The organism is Lacinutrix jangbogonensis (assembly GCF_000797445.1).
In the GTDB taxonomy this organism is placed as follows: Bacteria; Bacteroidota; Bacteroidia; order Flavobacteriales; family Flavobacteriaceae; genus Lacinutrix; species Lacinutrix jangbogonensis.
In genome coordinates, this window is sequence record NZ_JSWF01000028.1 from 281,060 (window position 1) to 300,188 (window position 19,129).

20 protein-coding genes and 1 tRNA gene are annotated in these 19,129 nt (G+C 32.4%); 14 read left to right on the forward strand and 7 right to left on the reverse strand.

Going from position 1 to position 19,129, the window contains the following annotated elements; all coding sequences use genetic code 11:
* Positions 1–112: 112 nt before the first annotated feature.
* Positions 113–1,957, forward strand: coding sequence for a cation:proton antiporter (locus tag RH82_RS10210; protein WP_034060474.1), 1,845 nt, complete (start codon positions 113–115; stop codon positions 1,955–1,957).
* Between the two features lie 58 nt (positions 1,958–2,015).
* Here the strand turns inward: RH82_RS10210 and lepA are convergent, their stop codons facing one another.
* Complete coding sequence (gene lepA, locus RH82_RS10215) at positions 2,016–3,812, reverse strand: translation elongation factor 4 (protein WP_034060475.1); 1,797 nt, start codon at positions 3,810–3,812, stop codon at positions 2,016–2,018.
* A 162-nt stretch (positions 3,813–3,974) separates the two neighbouring features.
* Here lepA and RH82_RS10220 point away from each other — a divergent pair, with 162 nt between their 5' ends.
* Positions 3,975–6,416: an outer membrane beta-barrel family protein gene (locus tag RH82_RS10220; RefSeq protein ID WP_034060477.1), complete on the forward strand. Its 2,442-nt coding sequence runs from the start codon at positions 3,975–3,977 to the stop codon at positions 6,414–6,416.
* 25 nt (positions 6,417–6,441) lie between these two features.
* Here the strand turns inward: RH82_RS10220 and RH82_RS10225 are convergent, their stop codons facing one another.
* Positions 6,442–7,554: a TolB-like translocation protein gene (locus RH82_RS10225; RefSeq protein WP_034060579.1), complete on the reverse strand. Its 1,113-nt coding sequence runs from the start codon at positions 7,552–7,554 to the stop codon at positions 6,442–6,444.
* A 134-nt stretch (positions 7,555–7,688) separates the two neighbouring features.
* On the opposite strand from RH82_RS10225, the gene RH82_RS10230 reads away from it, so the two are divergent.
* The 3 genes from RH82_RS10230 to RH82_RS10240 all read left to right on the forward strand — a co-directional run bounded on the left by RH82_RS10230 (position 7,689) and on the right by RH82_RS10240 (position 10,049).
* Entirely contained in the window at positions 7,689–8,924 is a 1,236-nt protein-coding gene (locus RH82_RS10230; RefSeq protein ID WP_034060478.1) for a M28 family peptidase, read from the forward strand.
* Between the two features lie 98 nt (positions 8,925–9,022).
* A complete protein-coding gene (locus RH82_RS10235; protein WP_034060480.1) occupies positions 9,023–9,406 on the forward strand; it encodes a DUF4345 domain-containing protein in 384 nt (127 codons plus the stop codon).
* 58 nt (positions 9,407–9,464) lie between these two features.
* Positions 9,465–10,049, forward strand: coding sequence for an SOUL family heme-binding protein (locus RH82_RS10240; protein ID WP_034060482.1), 585 nt, complete (start codon positions 9,465–9,467; stop codon positions 10,047–10,049).
* Positions 10,050–10,111: 62 nt separating this feature from the next.
* Here the strand turns inward: RH82_RS10240 and RH82_RS10245 are convergent, their stop codons facing one another.
* Entirely contained in the window at positions 10,112–10,528 is a 417-nt protein-coding gene (locus tag RH82_RS10245) for a hypothetical protein (RefSeq protein WP_034060483.1), read from the reverse strand.
* 170 nt (positions 10,529–10,698) lie between these two features.
* On the opposite strand from RH82_RS10245, the gene dusB reads away from it, so the two are divergent.
* Positions 10,699–11,694 carry a tRNA dihydrouridine synthase DusB gene (dusB, locus tag RH82_RS10250; RefSeq protein WP_034060484.1) on the forward strand — a complete coding sequence of 332 codons (996 nt, stop codon included), beginning with the start codon at positions 10,699–10,701 and terminating at the stop codon, positions 11,692–11,694.
* 340 nt (positions 11,695–12,034) lie between these two features.
* Here the strand turns inward: dusB and RH82_RS10255 are convergent, their stop codons facing one another.
* Positions 12,035–13,249 (reverse strand): ABC transporter permease, encoded by a 1,215-nt coding sequence (locus RH82_RS10255; RefSeq protein ID WP_034060485.1) that lies wholly within the window; start codon positions 13,247–13,249, stop codon positions 12,035–12,037.
* Positions 13,250–13,254: 5 nt separating this feature from the next.
* Complete coding sequence (rbfA, locus tag RH82_RS10260; RefSeq protein ID WP_394330730.1) at positions 13,255–13,677, reverse strand: 30S ribosome-binding factor RbfA; 423 nt, start codon at positions 13,675–13,677, stop codon at positions 13,255–13,257.
* 150 nt (positions 13,678–13,827) lie between these two features.
* Here rbfA and mce point away from each other — a divergent pair, with 150 nt between their 5' ends.
* The gene (gene mce, locus RH82_RS10265; RefSeq protein WP_034060489.1) at positions 13,828–14,244 is read left to right on the forward strand and encodes a methylmalonyl-CoA epimerase; all 417 of its coding nucleotides are present in this window, start codon (positions 13,828–13,830) and stop codon (positions 14,242–14,244) included.
* A gap of 46 nt (positions 14,245–14,290) precedes the next feature.
* A tRNA-Ile gene (locus tag RH82_RS10270) sits at positions 14,291–14,364 on the forward strand.
* Positions 14,365–14,583: 219 nt separating this feature from the next.
* On the opposite strand, the gene RH82_RS18405 is transcribed toward RH82_RS10270, so the two are convergent.
* A complete protein-coding gene (locus RH82_RS18405) occupies positions 14,584–14,769 on the reverse strand; it encodes a hypothetical protein (protein ID WP_034060491.1) in 186 nt (61 codons plus the stop codon).
* Between RH82_RS18405 and RH82_RS19250 the strand changes: the two genes are divergently transcribed.
* The gene (locus tag RH82_RS19250) at positions 14,720–14,869 is read left to right on the forward strand and encodes a hypothetical protein (protein WP_394330731.1); all 150 of its coding nucleotides are present in this window, start codon (positions 14,720–14,722) and stop codon (positions 14,867–14,869) included. The two genes, RH82_RS18405 and RH82_RS19250, sit on opposite strands and share 50 nt — an antisense overlap.
* On the opposite strand, the gene RH82_RS10280 is transcribed toward RH82_RS19250, so the two are convergent.
* Positions 14,802–15,392: a riboflavin synthase gene (locus tag RH82_RS10280; RefSeq protein WP_034060492.1), complete on the reverse strand. Its 591-nt coding sequence runs from the start codon at positions 15,390–15,392 to the stop codon at positions 14,802–14,804. The two genes, RH82_RS19250 and RH82_RS10280, sit on opposite strands and share 68 nt — an antisense overlap.
* 66 nt (positions 15,393–15,458) lie before the next feature.
* On the opposite strand from RH82_RS10280, the gene pdxA reads away from it, so the two are divergent.
* From pdxA to accB, 5 genes are all read left to right on the forward strand, one after another.
* Positions 15,459–16,538, forward strand: coding sequence for a 4-hydroxythreonine-4-phosphate dehydrogenase PdxA (gene pdxA / locus RH82_RS10285; protein WP_034060493.1), 1,080 nt, complete (start codon positions 15,459–15,461; stop codon positions 16,536–16,538).
* A gap of 72 nt (positions 16,539–16,610) precedes the next feature.
* Complete coding sequence (locus tag RH82_RS10290; RefSeq protein WP_034060495.1) at positions 16,611–17,150, forward strand: YceD family protein; 540 nt, start codon at positions 16,611–16,613, stop codon at positions 17,148–17,150.
* Positions 17,151–17,159: 9 nt separating this feature from the next.
* Positions 17,160–17,363, forward strand: coding sequence for a 50S ribosomal protein L32 (gene rpmF, locus RH82_RS10295; protein ID WP_034060496.1), 204 nt, complete (start codon positions 17,160–17,162; stop codon positions 17,361–17,363).
* Between the two features lie 178 nt (positions 17,364–17,541).
* Positions 17,542–18,537 carry a beta-ketoacyl-ACP synthase III gene (locus RH82_RS10300; protein ID WP_034060497.1) on the forward strand — a complete coding sequence of 332 codons (996 nt, stop codon included), beginning with the start codon at positions 17,542–17,544 and terminating at the stop codon, positions 18,535–18,537.
* Positions 18,538–18,572: 35 nt separating this feature from the next.
* On the forward strand, positions 18,573–19,049 hold the full coding sequence (gene accB, locus RH82_RS10305) for an acetyl-CoA carboxylase biotin carboxyl carrier protein (protein WP_034060499.1): 477 nt from the start codon (positions 18,573–18,575) through the stop codon (positions 19,047–19,049).
* The last annotated feature ends 80 nt before the right edge of the window (positions 19,050–19,129 follow it).

Consider the following 19,129-nt stretch of genomic DNA (forward strand, 5'->3'; position numbering starts at 1 on the left):
AGTGAAGATAGTATTTTTTGTTATTACCAAACAAGTGTATAAGAATTCTAGATAGCATGTCATTATGAATTATTTATTTTTAACTTTAACTTTTTAAAACAAAAAACATTTTATGTTAGAATTAGCTGGAATCATCATTTTAGGAATATTAGCACAATGGGTTGCATGGAAATTTAAAATTCCAGCTATTCTACCGTTAATACTTATTGGGCTTCTGGTGGGACCAATTGCAGCAGAATTTTTAAGCGAAGATGGAGAAAAATGGATAGAACCTATTTGGAATGGCACAAAAGGATTATTTCCTGGAGATAGCCTGTATTATTTTGTGTCTTTAGCGATAAGTATTATTCTTTTTGAAGGCGGTTTAACATTAAAACGCTCCGAAATAAAAAATGTTGGACCAGTAATAACCAAGTTAATTACACTGGGTTCTGCGGTTACTTTTTTTGGAGCTGGTGTTTTAGCACATTATATTTTTAATTTAAGTTGGGACTTATCATTTTTATTCTCTGGACTAATAATTGTAACAGGACCAACGGTTATTACGCCTATTTTAAGAAATATTCCACTTAAAAAGGATATTTCAACAATTCTTAAATGGGAAGGCATTTTAATAGATCCAATTGGCGCATTAGTAGCCGTATTGGTTTTTGAGTTTATTAGCGTTGGGGGTGATAGCGGCTTTACAAAAACAGCGCTTTTAGAGTTTGGGAAAATTGTGCTTTTCGGGACCACTTTTGGCTTTACATTCGCTCATGCTTTGGCTTTTGCTATTAATAAAAAATACATTCCACATTACTTATTAAATGTGGTCGCACTTTCTACAGTGCTTTTGGTCTTTGTTGAGTCTGAAATTTTTGCGCACGAATCTGGTTTATTGGCCGTTGTAGTTATGGGAATGGTTCTAGGAAACGGAAAACTAGAAAACCTTAAAGAGCTTTTATATTTTAAAGAATCTCTTAGTGTATTACTAATTTCAATATTATTTATTCTTCTTTCAGCAAATATTAATATTGAAGATTTAATGCTATTGTACACCTGGAAGACAGCAGTTCTTTTTGCTATTGTTGTTTTTGTAATTAGGCCAATAGCTGTTTTTTTAAGCACCCGAGGCTCCAAATTAAAGCTTAACGAAAAACTTTTTATTAGTTGGGTTGGACCACGCGGTATAGTAGCAGCTGGTATTGCTTCGCTTTTTGGTAGTAAACTTTTAAAGCAAGGTGTAGAAGGTGCAGAATATATAACACCTTTAGTTTTCATGATTGTTTTAGGTACCGTATTATTAAACGCAACAACAGCACGTTTATTTGCAAAAATTGTCGGTGTTTTTTTAATAAAATCTGATGGCATTTTAATTGTAGGCGCTTCTAAAGTATCAAGGCTTATAGGGCATTATTTAGAATCTAACGGAAGACATGTTGTTTTAATAGACAGCAACCAAAGCAATATCGATAAAGCTCAAGAATTAGGTCTTGAGGCCATAAACACCAATATTTATTCTGATACTTTAATGGATAATATAGAATTAAACGATGTTGGTTACTTAATGGCGCTAACAGGAAGTAACGATATTAACACCTATGCTATTAATAAGTTTAGTAAGAATTTTGGCGAAAATGGATCTTTTAGATTAGTGAGTGCCGACGAAATGCATGATAGTAACAATAACCCAAAAGAAGGCTTGTTTTCTCATACAGACGATTTTATGACACTTACAAATGTAACCAGTAAATACCCAAGCATTCAGGAAATAGAAATAAAGGATAAGTTGCACTACGAGAGTTTAATTGAGATTTCTGATAAAGACAGTGATATTATTCCATTATTTATAAAAAATGAAGCCTCTGAAATACAAATCATTTCCTCTTACAATAAAGCTATTGAAGCAATAGGCGAAAATTGGCATTTGGTGTATTTAGGAAAACCTTTTGATGTTGAGCTTGTAGAAGCAACATAAAGCTAAAAAAACCTTCAGTTTTCACTGAGTTTTTTTTATATAATTTGAAAAATAAAAATTAATCATTCAACTTTAAAACTGCCATAAACGCTTGTTGAGGTATTTCTACATTACCAACTTGACGCATACGTTTTTTACCTTTTTTCTGCTTCTCCAAAAGTTTACGTTTACGCGAAATATCTCCACCATAACATTTTGCAGTAACATCTTTACGTAATGCTTTAACTGTTTCTCTGGCAATAATTTTTGCTCCAATTGCTGCTTGAATTGGAATATCGAATTGCTGACGTGGAATTAATTCTTTTAATTTCTCAGTCATTTTTTTACCAATATGGTGTGCGTTATCTGCATGTATAAGCGCAGAAAGGGCATCTACTGGTTGTGCATTTAATAAAACATCTAAACGTACCAACTTCGATGTCTTCATACCTATTGGATGATAATCAAAAGAAGCATAACCTTTAGAAACCGTTTTTAATCTATCGTAGAAGTCAAAAACTATTTCTGCCAAAGGCATTTCGAAAGTAAGCTCAACACGAACAGGAGTTAAGTAGGTTTGATTAGTAATCATTCCACGTTTCTCAATACACAAACTCATAACGTTACCAACAAAATCGGCTTTCGTAATTATTGTAGCTTTAATATAAGGTTCTTCAACCCGATTAATCATTGTTGGTTCTGGTAAATCACTTGGGTTATTGACCACAAATGGTTCATCCGGATTTTTATTGGTGAAGGCATAGTACGACACGTTTGGTACAGTTGTAATAACCGTCATATCAAACTCGCGCTCTAAACGTTCTTGTATAATTTCCATGTGCAGCATTCCTAAGAAACCACAACGGAAACCAAAACCTAAAGCGGCAGAGCTTTCAGGAGCAAAAACTAAAGAGGCATCGTTTAACTGAAGCTTTTCCATAGAGTTTCTAAGCTCTTCGTAATCCTCTGTATCTACAGGGTAAATACCAGCAAAAACCATTGGTTTTACATCTTCGAAACCTTCAACGATATTGGTTGTTGGAGTATCAAAATCGGTAATAGTATCTCCAACCTTTACTTCTTTTGCTGTTTTAATTCCGGTAATTAAATAACCAACATCACCTGTTTTTACACTTTGTTTTGCCACTTGCGTTAGTTTTAAAGTTCCAACTTCATCTGCAAAATAGTGATTATCTGTAGCGACAAATTTAATTTTTTGTCCTTTTTTTATTTCACCATTAAAAACTCTAAAGTACGTTTCAATACCTCTAAAAGTATTGTAAACTGAATCGAAAATTAAAGCCTGCAAAGGTGCATCTGGATCTCCTTTTGGAGCTGGAACACGTTTAATAATAGCTTCTAAAATATTTTCGACACCAAAACCAGTTTTTCCACTAGCATGTATTACTTCTTCTGGTTCACAACCTAAAAGATCTACAATATCGTCTGTTACTTCTTCTGGATTTGCACTTGGTAAATCGATTTTATTTAAAACAGGAATAATTTCTAAATCGTTCTCTAGTGCTAAATATAAATTAGAAATGGTTTGTGCCTGTATGCTTTGCGCTGCATCGACGATTAATAAAGCACCTTCGCAGGCCGCAATAGATCGCGAGACTTCGTAAGAGAAATCTACATGGCCGGGAGTATCAATTAGGTTTAAAACATACTCTTGACCTTCGTATGTATATTCCATTTGTATAGCGTGCGACTTAATGGTAATACCACGTTCGCGCTCTAAATCCATACTATCTAGAAGTTGTGCTTGCTGTTCACGAGCAGTTACAGAGCCAGTTGCATCGAGTAAACGATCGGCAAGTGTGCTTTTTCCGTGATCAATATGTGCAATAATGCAAAAATTTCTAATGTGCTTCATAATCTATCTTCTCTAATATATGATAAGAGTCTGCAAATATAAGGCATTTATTGGCGATTTTTTTAGTTTTTATTAGGCATAGTACTCATCAAAAATTTACGGCTTTTACCGTAATAAAAAACTAAAAACAATGACTAACTTGCTTTTTTATTAATCCCATAAATGAAATACTTTTTATACCTACTTATTTTTTTGTTTTCTTCGGAAATTATAGCACAGCAATTTACAATTTCTGGGACTCTATTAGATGAAAATAATGAACCTATTGAATATGCCTACATATACCTTATGAAGGCTGTTATGGAAAGTGAGACTGAAACGGAACTAATTGGAAACCCTGGTTATAAAAACCCAAAATGGTTTTCTACAGAAAAAGGAGGTTTTTTTAAATTTGATGGACTTGAATCAGGTGATTATAGAATCACAGCTAGTTTTATGGGTTTTGAAACAGAATCTAAAGATATTAAATTATTAAAGAACGATACAATAAAAATTATTCTAAAAGAAAATATCGAAGCGCTTGAAGAAGTAACACTTACATCAACCCAACCAACCCTAAAAAGAGAATCAGATAGACTTGTGTTTAACGTCGCCAATACAGCTTTAAGCGAAGGCAATTTATTAGAAGTATTACGAAGCACACCAGGCGTTTTAATTCTCGACAACACTATTACAGTAAAAAACAGTACACCAACAGTGTATATAAACGATAGAAAAGTAAATCTCTCGGCTAGCGAAATTACCCAGCTTTTAGAAAATTCACCAGCAAACACTATTAAAAAGGTAGAGGTGATTACCAATCCACCGGCAAAATATGATGCAGAAAGTGGTGCTGTTTTAAACATTGTAATGAGTAGGAATTTAATCACAGGTTACCGTGGCAATCTTTTTAGTAATTACACGCAAGGCGTTTTTGGTAGATATAATGCTGGAGTTAATCAGTTTTATAAAACAAAAAAAATTAATCTGAATTTGAACTATAGTTTTACTAAAAGTAAAATTAATAGAGAGAATGACGATCGTGTAAATTATCTTGATAATACTGGTGATTTAGACGAAAAATGGCAAACGAATAACAATAGAAATACGCGTTCGAACACACACAATGTGAATTTAAATTTCGATTACTTTATTGATAGCAAAAACACCTTAAGTTTTTCATCTAACGCCTTATTAGTGCCTTATTACCATTATAGAATTAATGGAAAAACCTTAGTTATAGATAATTTAAATGAGAGACTTTTTAACTTTGATGCCATTAATCGTTCCGAAGACGAGAAGTATAATTTAGGTTTCGATTTAGATTTTGTACATGGTTTTGAAAACGAAGCCACATTAGCTTTTAATGCCCATCTTACAGATTACGACTACCAAAGAAATCAAAACGTAAATAGTAATTATTTGTTTCCAGATGCTACTAATAATTACAGATCAGCATTTAACACTAATAATAATCAAGAGACTACTATTTTTACTTCTCAATTAGATTATACATTGCCTATTAACGACAGCTCAGAATTTGCTTTTGGAGTTAAAACATCTAACATAAAAACCGATAGCGACATTAAGCAATTTGATATAAACCAAACAACAGGAAGTAGCGTCTTAGATACTGCAAATACTAATGTTTACAATTACGAAGAGTCTATATTTGCAGCTTATTCGACTTTTAATAAATCTTGGAATAGGTGGGATTTTAATGGAGGTTTAAGAGTTGAACAAACCAAAGTCGACGGTTTGTCTGTTTCAAATAATGTAAAAAACACACAAGACTATTTCGAAGTTTTTCCAACGTTAAATTTAAGTCATCAAGTATCAGAAAACGCTAGCATCTATAGCAATTACAAACGCAGTATTTCCAGACCAAGTTATCAATTGTTAAATCCGTTTAACTTCTTTTTAAATGATAATACTGTTGTAACTGGAAATCCGGTTTTAAAACCACAGCTCACAAATAAATTTTTATTAGGAACAGGATTGTACGATTTTTTAACGGTTGAAGTATTCTATAAAACAAATGATAATGTTATTTTCGAAACACCAATTCAGGATAACACCACCAATATTATTACTTATGCACCACTAAATATTAATAAATCTAACGAATATGGATTAGATATTGAATTCTATAAAAGTATAACAGAACGGTGGTTTTTATATGCCGCTAATTCGTTATCGAATACAGATGTCAAATTTAATTTGAACAACACCAATGTTGAAAAAAATAAGTGGTATAATTATTCGATATTAAGTACGGATTACAGCTTTTTAAAAGACAATAGTTTATCGGCAAACCTTACGATAACAAGAGTTGGAGCAAATATTATTGGCTTACAAACCATTGACACACGCGTGGTTTCAGATTTATCAATTAGAAAACAACTATTTAATAAAAAAGGAACGCTGTCTTTAGCTATTGCAGATGTGTTTAACAAACAAGATTATGGTGTAACCAATAGGTACTTAAATCAAGATAGTTATACGTTTAACAATGAAGATACGCGTTATATAAAATTAGGGTTTAGTTATAAGTTTGGTAATACTACACTTGAAACTAATGAAAGAACAAAGGAGCTTATAGAGCGTGATCGTTTAGAGAAATAGAATTCCTTTTTTATAAGGAATTGGGCTAGTCCTGCCATTCAGCAATAAATAAGTTTGTATCACGTCCACCGCCATTATTCCTGTTAGAAGAAAAGGCTAGCTTTTTTCCATCGTTAGAAAACACAGGAAAAGCATCAAAAGTTTCACCATGAGTGACACGCTCTAAATTCTTCCCATCAATATCAATTAAGTATAAATTAAAAGGGAAACCACGTTCTGCTTCAAAGTTAGAAGAGAATAATATCTTTTTACCAGAAGGGTGAAAAAACGGACTCCAATTCGCGTTTCCTAAGTCGGTTAATTGACGTAAATCACCACCATCTGCATTACAAATGTAAAGTTCCATATCTGTTGGTTCTACCAATCCTTGAGCTAATAAATCTTTATACTCTTTAATTTCTTTTTCAGTTTTTGGTCTAGAAGATCTAAAGATAATTTTTGTGCCATCTGGTGAGAAAAACGCGCCTCCATCGTAGCCTAATTCATCTGTAATCTGCTTAACATCGCTGCCGTCTAAATTCATTGTGTAAAGCTCTAAATCTCCACTTCTAGTGGATGTAAAAACAATTTTATCTCCTTTTGGAGATACTGTTGGCTCGGCATCGTAACCTTTCTCGTTAGTTAATTGCTTAACAATATTTCCTTCTAAATCAGCAACAAATATGTCGAACGTATCGTAAACGGGCCAGATGTATTTTCCATTTTTACGTAAAGGTGTATCTGGACATTTTTCGTCGCCTAAATGTGTAGATGCATAAATAATATGTTTGTTGTCGGGTAAAAAATAGGAGCATGTTGTACGTCCTTTTCCTGTGCTTACCATTGGGGGTACAGTTCCATTAAAGGTCTCGTCTGCATGCATTAAAAACATTTGGTCACAGCTAACATTCCATTTTTCGTAGTTAGATTGAAATACAATTTGTTTATCGTCGAAACTCCAATATGCTTCAGCATTATCACCACCAAAAGTAACTTGACGTAGCTCTTTAAAGTGCACTTCATCTGGATAGATTAAAGGATTCTTATTGCTTGTTTTTTCTGAAGTTATTTCTGTTTTTTTGTCTTCAGTTTTAACTTCATTTTTACAAGAAAAAGAAATAAGAGTAATAAGTAATAAATTAAATATACGTGTTTTCATAAGTCTATATTTATTGTTTTTTATGGTCACATGCTGTTTGCTATTAACCATTCGTTAAGGTGATTAATTTATAACATGCACGTTTCATAACTGCTTAATATTGTCTAATTTTGTACAAAATTAATACTCTTATAATGAAATACATAATCACTTCCCTTTTTTTAGTGTTTTTAACAGCTTGTAAAACCGAAACAAAAGAAACAATTAAAACAGTTTCTATAAAAGACGACGTTACTTTTCTTGCCTCTGATGCTTTAGAAGGCCGACAAACAGGAAGTGATGGAGAGCAAAAAGCCGCGAAGTATATTGCTGAAAGGTTTCAAAGCATAGGCTTGCAAGAAAAAGGAACAAAAGGATATTTACAGACGTTTTCATTTCGTCCAAAAACAGATCCGCATCAAAAAGTAAATTACACTGTAAAAGATGGCGATAGCACAATTACAGGAACAAATGTTATTGGGTTAATAGATAATAAAGCCGAAAACACCATTATTATTGGCGCACATTACGATCATTTAGGTTTAGGTGCAGAAGGTTCGTTGCATAGAGGAGAAAAAGGAGCAATCCATAATGGAGCAGACGATAACGCAAGTGGAGTAGCGGTACTTTTAAATTTAGCAGAAAGATTAAAAGCAATAAACACAAATAACAACTATTTATTTATGGCTTTTTCTGGTGAAGAAATGGGGTTATTAGGTTCTAATTACTTTGTAAAAAACCCAACTATCGATACTAAAAAAGTAAATTATATGATTAATATGGATATGGTTGGACGTTTAAAAGCAGATACTACTTTAGCTGTTTATGGCGTTGGTACATCTCCAATTTTAAAGCAAACTGTAACCTCTAATAATTCTAAATTTAAAATAGTAGCCAAAGAATCTGGTGTTGGACCAAGTGATCATACAAGTTTTTATCATGCAGATATTCCTGTATTACACTTTTTTACTGGTCAGCATGAGGACTATCACAAGCCGAGTGATGATACCGAAAAATTAAATTACGAAGGCATGCAAACCATTTCTAATTACATTTTAGAAATAATTACAGATCTTGATAATAATGGAAAGTTACCATTTAGAGAAACAAAAAATGAAAGCGATTCTGTGCCAAAATTTGAAGTTGGCCTTGGTGTTACTCCAGACTATTTATACGATGGCGAAGGTATGCGAATAGATGGAACGCGATCTGATACTCCAGCAACAAATGCAGGAATTCAAAAAGGAGATATTGTAATGAAAATTGGTGCTCAGGACATTACAGACATGATGAGTTATATGACCGCATTATCAAGCTTTAAAAAAGGAGACACAACTAAAGTTACAGTAAAACGTGGTGAAGAATTGATTACCGTTGACTTGACTTTTTAATAAACATATATTTTAATCCTTAAAGTTATTGAAATCAAAATATATTTTGATTGAAGATACTAGAGCGAAGCCTATAAACTGTATTGATAAACAGTATTATGATAAAAACAAAAACCGATTTCATAAACAAAATACACCTCATCATTTCGGTTTGCATAGTGGTTCCTACAGCTATTATATATGGTTTTAAACCTGAATTAAGTTTCGATATGTTTTTAGAAACTATAGATGAACATAATTTTTACAAAGCTGTTATGGGATTATATTTAGGATTCTCAACCTTATGGCTTTTAGGTATTTTTAAAGCACACTATCTCAAGATAGCAATGACTACTAATATTATTTTTATGTTAGGTTTGGGCTTTGGTAGAGTGGTTAGCATTCTTTTAGATGGTATTCCAACTTTTGGATATGTTTTTGGGGTAATTGCAGAACTTTTTTTAGGCTTTTACGGACTTTGGGTGTTAAAAAAACAGCGCTAAAGTTTTGTAAAACGTAAACGGATGTTTCCGTTTTACAACTAATTTTATACTTATGAAAATGAAAACCATATTAATTATTTTAGGTGTTATTTTTGTAGCCTTTTTAATCTTTCAAGCCTATTTTATGTATGCGCAAAAAGATATTGAAATGCATCAATATAAAACGGTAAAAACTATTGATGATATAGAAATACGCAAATATGAATCCGCATTATTTACATCAATAAAATTACAAACAAGCGATTACGATAAAGCAGGAACCGAAGGTTTTAACGCATTAGGAGGTTATATTTTTGGTAATAACGAAACCAAAGAAAATATTGCCATGACGTCTCCTGTAAACATGAGTCTCGAAGATTCTGTTACGATGCAGTTTATGGTGCCAAAACAATATAATAAAGAAGATTTACCCAAACCAAATCAATCAAATATTGAGTTTAAACAAATGCCAGAAAAAACAGTCGCTGCTATTAGTTTTGGTGGTTGGGCAGACAAAGAAAAAATAGAAAAATATAAAAGCTTGTTAAAAGAGACCTTAGATAAAAATAGTATTTCTTACACTAATAAGTTCTCCTTTTTAGGTTACAATGCGCCTTTCGAGGTTTTTAATAGAAAAAATGAAGTTATTGTAGAGTTAAAGTAAAACCCTAACAAAGTGTTGTTAGGGTTTTTCAAACATTAAATTATAAGAAGTAATAAATTGACTTATAGTCTAGAAGATTCATCACTAAAATTGGATGTAGTTTGTATAGTAGAACCATCGGTATTAAACATAATTGCTGCTGATCTTGCTCCTGTTTCAAGGTCAATGTCTAATATTACCCGATAAATAGTAACATCTATTAAAGCAATACTATTACCAGGATCAGCACTTATACTATATTTTGTTGGAGGGATGTCCGACATAAAATCTAAATACCCTTTAATACCTAAGGGATGTAAAGTAATGTTTACAGGAGTACCATTAACAGATATTAATTTTGCTATTCCCATGTTCTTTTCAAAATCCCAAAGATAATTGTACTCACATACTGGGTTTTCTAAAACAGGTGTTCCTTGAAAGGCATTACTTAATACAACACTAAAAGTTGCATGTGACGCTGTGATAACTTGTTTTGACATATTTTATTTGTTTTGTTAGTTCCAAAGATATGTCTGAATTTCAATCCGTTTTAACGTGTATATACTTATAACAAGAAAAGAGTATAAACACTTAACATTTATATTAAGTGCAAATTACATTTTAGTATTCTTCATAAAAAAGTATTAATTTTGCCCAAAAATTAAACATCTTGGTAAAAATAGACACCATAGAACTTCCAGATTTCCCATTGCTTTTAGCACCAATGGAAGATGTTAGCGATCCACCTTTTCGTGCATTATGTAAAGAACAAGGCGCAGATGTTGTGTATACCGAGTTTGTAAGTAGTGAAGGCTTGATTCGTAATGCTGCGAAAAGCGTTATGAAACTTGATATTTATGAAAAGGAGCGACCTGTTGGCATTCAAATATTTGGAGCTAATATGGAAAGTATGCTAGAAACTATAGATATTGTAACTGCTTCTAAACCAGATATTATTGATATTAATTTTGGTTGTCCAGTAAAAAAAGTAGTAAGTAAAGGAGCAGGAGCAGGTATTTTAAAAGACATCTGTTTAATGGAACAGTTGACTGCCGAAATGGTTAAACGCACTATTATTCCAATTACTGTAAAAACACGTTTAGGCTGGGATGACGATTCTATTAGAATTGTTGAGGTTGCCGAAAGATTGCAAGATGTAGGTTGTAAAGCTATTGCAATTCATGGTAGAACCAGAGCACAAATGTATAAAGGTGATGCAGATTGGAAACCCATTGCTGCAGTAAAAAATAACCCAAGAATGCATATTCCTGTATTTGGAAATGGAGATGTAACAACTCCAGAACGTGCAATGGAAATGCGAGATGATTATGGTTTAGACGGCTGCATGATTGGTAGAGCAACCATTGGTAATCCATGGTTTTTTAAACAAGTAAAACACTTTTTTGAAACAGGAGAACACTACAGACCAATTACTATGCAAGAGCGTGTAGAAGCTGCTCGTAGACACTTACAAATGGCTATTGATTGGAAAGGTGAAATTCTTGGTGTTTTTGAAACCAGAAGACACTACACAAATTACTTTAAAGGGATTCCACACTTCAAGGAGCACAGAATGAAAATGGTAACAAGTGACGCTTCTATAGATGTTTTTGCTGCTTTTGATGAGGTTTTACAGAAGTTTGGTGATTATGAGTTTATGGAATAGAGAATTAAAACTCCAAAAAGCAATAACAATATTCCAATGCTCACAAATTAATTTTACTAACGACTCTCTTTAGTTAAAGAGCGATGTGTTTTAATCTAATATTAAAAACGGAGCGTTTGTTAATTGCGGGAAGCTGCAACAAATATTAACCTTTTAAGTAAAAAAAATTTCGATTTAATAAAAGAACTTTGTAAGCACCCGCGAGAAGGATTGAACGGTCTGTTTGAGCTCCTCGTAGAGCGCAAGTAGTAAAATATTTATATTCACGATTTCATTTATTTAAAAGATAAACCAATGAGTAAAGCCTGCTTGCCTTTTTTAGGCAACTCGACCAAATAATTTAACTAGTTTTCACCATGTTTTTAGTAATACGAACCGAAGCAATTTTTGATGCTATAATGCCTAGAAAAGTGATCGTTAAGAAAACAATAACAAGGTTTTTAGCATGAAAGGATACAGGATAAGCTAAGTTTTGTGTTATCATTACTTTCATACTATCTGGACCGTAAAGCTGAAATAATATTAAAAACGTACTAACTACCAATCCAATTATTCCTCCAAAAACACTCATTAAGGTGCCTTGTAAAAAGAAAATTCTTCTAATGTCTTTTACTGTGGCTCCAATGTTAAATAGGGTATTGAGACTTTTCTTTTTATCGAGCATCATCATTATTAAAGACCCAACGACATTAAAAAATGCGATGATGAGTATTAATGTGAAAATGAGGTAAACAGCAAGGTTTTCGGTATTAAGCATTTTATACAACGTGTCGTTTAGTTGTGCTGTATTTTTTAAGGTAATAGTGTTTCCTAAAACGGCTTGAATTTGAGACGTTACTTCCTCCTCGTCTGCATCTTCTTTTAATCTAAACTCTAAATTTGTAATCTGGTTTTCTTTAAAATTAAGAAGTTCTTGTGCGAGATCTAAACTAGCGAAAATATGACTGTCGTCTAATTTATCGTTTACTCCAAATACACCAACATTTATGGTTTGCACTTGATTGAAAGCTTGTTCTATAGACGTTATTTGTCCTTTCCCTGGTTTTGGTACAAATAGAGAGATGCGTTTACCGTAATCTAAAACTCCAATATTTAAACTGTGAGATACTCCAGCTCCTACTACAACTTGGTTGGTTTTTTCTGTTAGCCAACTACCACGCCATAGAATTGAATCTAATGTATTTATTTTTTTATAATTGGCATCAACTCCTTTTATATACAGGGCTTTTTTATTACCATCGAAAGAAGCAATTACACGCTCTTCTATTACTTTAGAATAGCTAGCAATACCACCGATTGCATTTAGTTTTTCTTCTGTATTAGGTTCAATAAAAAAAGATTTTCCAATGTTGGTTTCTGCTTTTAAATCAGGATCGATTACAGTTGTAAACTGAAGCGTAAAGTCACGCAGACCAGCAAAACCAGACAATACAATAAATAAGGATGCAGATCCTAATATAATACCGGCAATGGCTATATAGGTTATAAAATTAATCGCATTATTGCTGCTTTTAGAACGTAAATAGCGTTTTGCGATGTAAAGAGGAAAGCTCAAACAGTTTAAGATTTTTTACGTTTCCCAAAAAGGTCTGGATCTTTTAATGGGTTATCAGTACCTTTTAAAGATTGCTCGATTTTATCGATATGCTCTAGAGAATCGTCCACAAAAAAGTAAAGTTGTGGCATTCTGCGTAATTGGTTTCTTGTACGTTGGGCTAATTCGTGACGTATAAACGGTTGATTAGACTTTATGCCTTCTACCAATTCCTTTGCTTTATCGTTTGGAAAAATGCTTAAATACACCTTTGCTACTGATAAATCTACGGTTACCGAAACCTTAGAAACCGAAATAATAACACCTCGCATGCCACCTTGAGTCGCTGCTGTTTGTAAAATATCTACGAGATCGCGTTGTAATACCGATCCTATTTTTTTTGTCTTTGACTTTCTTCTGTTTTCATTATGTGTATTGCTCCCAATTATTTTGGGTTATATAGATTGCAAAAATACGCTTTTTAAATATTATAGTATTTTTGAAAGCAAAAATTGTACCTTATAATAAGGTTGTAAAAAGAATAAACAATATAAAAATGATATTTTCGCTTTCGCGGAAATAATAAAACAGAGTATTAAATGAAAAAAATTGAACATATAGGGATTGCTGTAAAGAGTTTAAAAGATTCGAACGAATTGTTTGCAAAACTTTTTGGAGAGCCACATTATAAAGTAGAGGAAGTAAAGTCTGAAGGCGTGAACACATCCTTCTTTCAGATTGGAGAAAACAAAATCGAATTGTTAGAAGCGACAAAAGAAGATAGTCCTATAGCTAAGTTTATTAACAAGAAAGGAGAAGGTATTCACCATATTGCTTTTGATGTTGATGATATTGAAGCAGAAATTACAAGATTAAAGTCCGAAGGTTTTATTGTTTTAAATGAAATACCAAAGAAAGGAGCCGATAACAAATTAGTTGCTTTTCTGCACCCAAAAACGTCAAATGGAGTTTTAATTGAGCTTTGTCAAGAAATAAAGGAATATATAAAGAAATAAATCTTGTAGAATCTTAAAATTAATATTAGATTTGCACACCAATTTTGGTCCCATAGCTCAGTTGGTTAGAGCACCTGACTCATAATCAGGTGGTCCTTGGTTCGAGCCCAAGTGGGACCACTTTTAAAAATTGTAAAGCCTTTCATTAAGTTGAAAGGCTTTTTTTTGCTAAAAACTTATTAACATTAAGTTTTTTTTTCCGACTTCATTTGTAATAAAAAGGACAAACTTAGTGTAAATTAGGTATTTCATCGATAAAAAATAGCCGTTCGTAGGGGTTTTTTACAAAAACTGATCTAAAAGTTTTGTTAACAGAGTTTTTTTTATAAATTTACCAACTTAGAAACAATACATGATCCCAAATAAAAAAATAATTGCCTCTATCTTATTTGTATTAATAAGTTTTGTCTGTACAGCACAATTACCGCCTTCTCCATCAGGAAGACCTCCTGGACCTCCTGGAGATGATTTACCTATAGATAGTAGTATATTAATATTAGCAGCAGCAGCTATTTTGTATGGCATCTACAAAATATATACTTTCAAAAAAAAGCAATTTAATTTTTTAAAGCGTTTAATCTCGAAACGTATTTTCCAATTACATCAAACTCTAAATTTACAATAGAACCAATTTTAAAGGTTTTAAAATTAGTATGCTCGTAAGTATATGGAATTATGGCTACGCTAAACCTATCGCGTTTAGAGTTTACAACTGTTAAGCTTACTCCGTTAACGGTTATAGATCCTTTTTCAATAGTAATATTATTTAATAAAGAATCGTAATTAAAAGTATAAAGCCAGCTTCCTTGGGTCTCTTCAACATGAACACATTCTGCCGTTTGGTCCACGTGACCCTGCACAATATGTCCATCTAGTCTATCTCCAAGTTTCATAGCGCGTTCAAGATTTATAACATTAGAAATTTCTAAACGTCCAATATTAGTTTTATCTAAAGTTTCTTTAATTGCAGTAACGGTATAACAATTATCATTAATGTTTATAACCGTTAGGCAAACACCATTGTGAGCAACACTTTGGTCTATCTTTAGCTCATTTGCAATACTACTTTCAATGGTAATATGTAAATTATTTAATTCATATTTAAGATTTGTAACACGACCTAAGGTTTCAATAATTCCTGTAAACATACTTTAAACTATATTATTTGGTTAGATTTGCGAGTATAAAATTACGAACAATAGTTAGCATTATTAATGAAGAGAGAAGAAAAAATAATTTTAGGCATCTCTATAGGAGATTTAAACGGTATAGGTTCAGAAATTGTATTAAAAATTTTTGAAGACAATAGAATGTTGGATTTTTATACTCCAGTAATTTTTGCATCCACTAAAACAATGACTTTTGTTAAAAACCATTTTAAATTAAACATTAGTTTAAACGGAATTAATAACACAAACGAAATTCTTCATGGTAAAGTAAACGTTCTTAATTGTTGGAAAGAAAATGTGAACATTAATTTTGGTCAAGAGGATGTTAAAATTGGTGAGTATGCTATAAAATCTCTAGAAAGCGCAACCAAAGCTTTAAAGGATCAAACTATAGATATTTTAGTAACAGCTCCAATAAATAAAAGTAATATTCAATCTGAAACCTTTAAATTTCCTGGGCACACAGATTATCTGGCTCAAGAATTAGAAGGAGATAGCCTAATGTTTATGGTTACTGATACTTTAAGAGTTGGTTTATTAACCGACCATGTTCCAGTAAAAGATGTTTCAAGCCATATTTCTTCAGAATTAATAACAAAAAAGATAGAGACGGTTTATAATTCTTTAAAAAAAGATTTTAGAATTAGTAAACCTAAAATTGCAGTTTTAGGTATAAACCCGCATACAGGAGATAATGGTGTAATTGGAGATGAAGATGATACCATAATGAGACCTACACTTAAAAAAATTAAGGAAACTGGAAAATTAGTTTTTGGACCATATGCTGCAGATAGTTTTTTTGGGAGTGATAATTATAAAAGTTTTGATGCTATAATTGCATCCTATCATGATCAAGGTTTAATACCATTTAAAACATTATCCTTTGGTCAAGGTGTAAACTTTACTGCAGGATTAAATAGAGTAAGAACTTCGCCAGATCATGGCACGGCATATGAAATAGCGGGTAAAGGACAAGCAGATACTAGTTCTTTTAAAGAAGCAATATTTACAGCGGTTAGTATTTTTAATAATAGAAATGAGTTTGAAGAGCTAAATAAAAATCCTTTAGCAATAAGTAAAAGGAAGCGTTTTGATGAAAGAAAATACGAATCAAAAAAGAAGTAAACAAAAAATTGTTGATAAGTCTGTGCAGTTAATAAAAATTTGTATATTTGCAGGCTCAAAATAGATGTGATAATGAAACCATTGAAAGAGTTTACAATTCCTTTTGTCGGTTTAAAATTAGGCAAACATAATTTTGATTTTAATATAGATAATAAGTTCTTTGAATATTTTGAGTATGAAGACTTTAACAGTAGTGATTTAAAAGTTAATGTTGCATTTGAAAAAAAGGCAACGCTTTTAGAACTACATTTTGAAGTTTCAGGAACAGTAAACGTTAATTGCGACGTTACAAATGAGCCTTACAATCAACCACTTGAAAATGATTTCGATTTGGTAGTTAAGTTTGGTGATGAATATAATGATGAGAATATAGATATTCTTATTATTTCTCATGGGGAATACGAGATAAGTATACAACAATATGTATATGAATTAATTGTATTAGCTATGCCAACAAAACGTATTCATCCTGGAGTTGAAGATGGCACTTTAGATTCAGACATACTCGAAAAATTAGAAGAGTTAAGTCCTAAGGAAAAGGATATAAAAGAAGACCAAGAGGAAACAGATCCTCGTTGGAATACATTAAAGAAACTATTAACGGATAAATAAAATAATAAAATGGCACATCCTAAAAGAAAAATCTCAAAAACAAGAAGAGATAAAAGAAGAACACATTACAAAGCAACTGCGCCACAAGTTGCAACTTGCCCAACAACTGGTGAGCCGCACTTATACCATAGAGCACATTGGTTCGAAGGTAAATTATATTACAGAGGTCAAGTTTTAATTGACAATGCTGTGGTAGAAGAGAATATTGCATAATTTACTATGCATGCATATAGAAAAACGCTCACTTGTGAGCGTTTTTTTTGTTATATATTTTTCTTTCAGTTAAAAACAACTTAATTTGCACGTAATTAACCAGAATTCGGTATTTTTAATAAAATTTCGTCTTTTTTTGGCGATTTCGAGCAGTTTTTGGTCAAATTAACTTAAAAGTATGAGTAAAATCTCTGCGGCAATAACAGCTGTAGGCGCGTATGTGCCAGAGTACGTTTTAACCAACAAGATCTTAGAATCTATGGTTGATACAAACGACGAATGGATTACCTCCAGAACAGGTATCAAAGAACGTCGTATCCTAAAAGGAGAAGGTAAAGGTACTTCCTATATGGCTATTAAAGCCGCTCAAGACCTTCTTGAAAAATCTAATATAAATCCTGAAGATATAGAATTGGTTATTGTGGCTACCGCTACACCAGATATGCAAGCAGCATCAACAGCAGCATATACTGCTACACAAATTGGAGCTGTAAATGCTTTTTCATTTGATTTGGAAGCAGCATGCTCTAGTTTTCTCTTTGGCATGTCTACTGCAGCACGATATATCGAGTCAGGACGCTACAAAAATGTATTACTTATTGGAGCAGATAAAAACTCTTCAATGATTAATTATGAAGACAGAGCAACATGTATCATCTTTGGTGATGGAGCTGGAGCTGTTTTATTTCAACCAAATGAAGAAGACCTAGGTCTGCAAGACGAATATTTAAGAAGTAATGGAGCAGGTAGAGAATTCCTTCAAGTAAAATCAAGCGGTTCTTCGTATCCAGTTACTGCAGAAACTATAGCCAAAAAAGAGAATTTTGTTTTCCAAGACGGGAAAACGGTATTTAAAAATGCCGTTTTTAATATGGCAGATGTAGCTGAAAAAATTCTTAAAAGAAACAATTTATCAAAAGACGACGTAACCTGGTTGGCAGCTCATCAAGCAAATAAGAGAATTATTGATGCGACAGCAAGACGAATAGAATTGGATAGCAAAAAAGTAATGATGAACATAGAGAAGTATGGTAATACAACCTCTGCCACATTACCATTATTGTTAAACGATTACGAGTCGCAATTAAAAAAAGGAGATAACATCATTTTTGCTGCTTTTGGAGGCGGCTTTACATGGGGCTCAATATATTTAAAGTGGGCGTATAATTCTTAAAAAACGAACTAAAAAAACTTAATAACTCTAAAATTATGGATTTAAAAGACATTCAAAACTTAATCAAATTTGTAGCAAAATCTGGTGCAAGCGAGGTTAAATTAGAAACAGATGACGTTAAGATTACAATTAAAACAGGGTCAGACGAGACAACTTTTGTACAACAAATGCCAATGGCGCAAATGCAACAAATGCCAATGTCAGCAGTACAAGCACCAGCGACTTCGGAGCCAGCAGCGGTAACTCCACCAGCAGAAAGTGAGGATTCTAAATACATAACGATAAAGTCTCCAATTATTGGAACATTTTACAGAAAACCATCTCCAGATAAACCATTATTTGTAGAAATAGGACAAACTATTGCTGAAGGAGACGTGCTTTGTGTTATTGAAGCTATGAAGTTATTTAACGAAATAGAATCTGAGGTTTCAGGGAAAATAGTTAAAGTATTAGTAGATGATGCTTCTCCAGTAGAATTTGATCAACCATTATTTTTAGTAGATCCATCTTAATTTTAGAGTATTAGATTTCTCGATTATTAGATGTTTACTATTCTAATAATGCAATAATCCAATTTTCTAATTTTATCTAA